Below are 574 nucleotides of genomic sequence, written 5' to 3' on the forward strand. Positions count from 1 at the left end.
GCAACATGCGAGGCGAGAGCACATCGGTGCGCGTCGCGAGGATACCCGGCAACTCGGACCGCAGGGAGCGCAGGCCTTGCCGCACGGCGATGCCCCGCTCCAGCAGGAACGCACGGATCTGATTGATGACGCCGGTGCGCTGACCGACTAATCGCTCGCGCACGCGGTGCAGCGCCTGCAGGTCGAGCTGGTCGGCGGTCTTGGTTGCGACGAACTTCATGGTCGGGCGTTGGACCGCCTCGGCGATGGCTTCCGCATCTCGGAAGTCATTCTTCTGTCCCTTCGAATAGGGGCGCACGTATTTCGCCGGCATCAAGCGGGCGTCGTGGCCAAGCGTTTGCAGCTTGCGACTGAGGTGATGCGCGCCGACGCAGGCCTCCATGCCGATCAAGCACGGCGGCAGGTTGGCGAGCCGCGTTTCCACCTGGCCGCGCGACCACTTCTGCCGCAGCACGATGCCGCCGCGCTGATTCTGGCCAATGATGTGGAACGAGTTCTTGCCGATATCGATGCCGATGACGGCGGGCGAAGCGTCGAGTTTCTGAGACATGGCGTGCTCCTTGTCTTGGGCGCC

At 65.0% G+C, this 574-nt stretch carries 1 protein-coding gene; it reads right to left on the reverse strand.

Annotated elements, in window-relative coordinates; translation table 11 throughout:
• Nucleotides 1–550, reverse strand: a 550-nt coding sequence (locus FXB41_RS40185; RefSeq protein WP_219685692.1) for an IS110 family RNA-guided transposase, incomplete at its 3' end; no start/stop codon positions are given.
• Nucleotides 551–574: the final 24 nt, after the last annotated feature.

Origin of the sequence: Bradyrhizobium canariense (assembly GCF_019402665.1) — a bacterium.
GTDB classification, from domain to species: Bacteria; Pseudomonadota; Alphaproteobacteria; order Rhizobiales; family Xanthobacteraceae; genus Bradyrhizobium; species Bradyrhizobium canariense.